This is a genomic window from Psychromonas marina, assembly GCF_030161115.1.
GTDB classification, from domain to species: Bacteria; Pseudomonadota; Gammaproteobacteria; order Enterobacterales; family Psychromonadaceae; genus Psychromonas; species Psychromonas marina.
Genome location: NZ_BSPQ01000007.1, coordinates 1 through 616, shown reverse-complemented (window position 1 = coordinate 616; position 616 = coordinate 1). Strand labels below are relative to the sequence as shown.

Sequence of the window (616 nt, the reverse complement as noted above, 5' to 3'; positions counted from 1 at the left end):
CTTGTAAACAAGTCATTGTTATTGTGTGCTAATAAGAACTTTATCAGCTTTCCTAATTGTTAAAGAGCAGGCTTTTTCGTTAAAAAAAGCCTTATATAAATATTGGTATTTATATAAGGCTTCTGTTTCATGTTGGTATCACTTCAATGAAGTGGTGGAGCTATGCGGGATCGAACCGCAGACCTCCTGCGTGCAAGGCAGGCGCTCTCCCAGCTGAGCTATAGCCCCAACATGGTTTATGCATAAGTATTATCAACTTGGTACTAAATCATTTTGAATCAAGACAAATTGAAGCGAAGTTTAGTCTTTTCTAAACGAGCTTTAATTTAACGCCGAGTCAGGACGATTTTGGTGGGTCTGGGCAGATTTGAACTGCCGACCTCACCCTTATCAGGGGTGCGCTCTAACCAACTGAGCTACAGACCCAAGTCGATTTGGCGGGTCTGGGCAGATTTGAAAAAACCAAGCCAACCTCACCGCTCTTCACCTCTTACGGGGTGCGCTCTAACCAACCGAGCTACTGAGCAAGTATATATACCTATACAACTCTTTTACATTCTAATCAAACAATCTGTGTGGGCACTAATAGTAGTTTCTTTACGTAAGGAGGTGATCC

At 42.4% G+C, this 616-nt stretch carries 2 tRNA genes; both read right to left on the bottom strand.

Annotated features, from left to right (window positions below):
* Positions 1–152: 152 nt before the first annotated feature.
* Positions 153–228: transfer RNA gene (locus QQK09_RS10680), tRNA-Ala, on the bottom strand.
* Positions 229–349: 121 nt separating this feature from the next.
* A tRNA-Ile gene (locus QQK09_RS10675) sits at positions 350–426 on the bottom strand.
* Between the last annotated feature and the right edge of the window lie 190 nt (positions 427–616).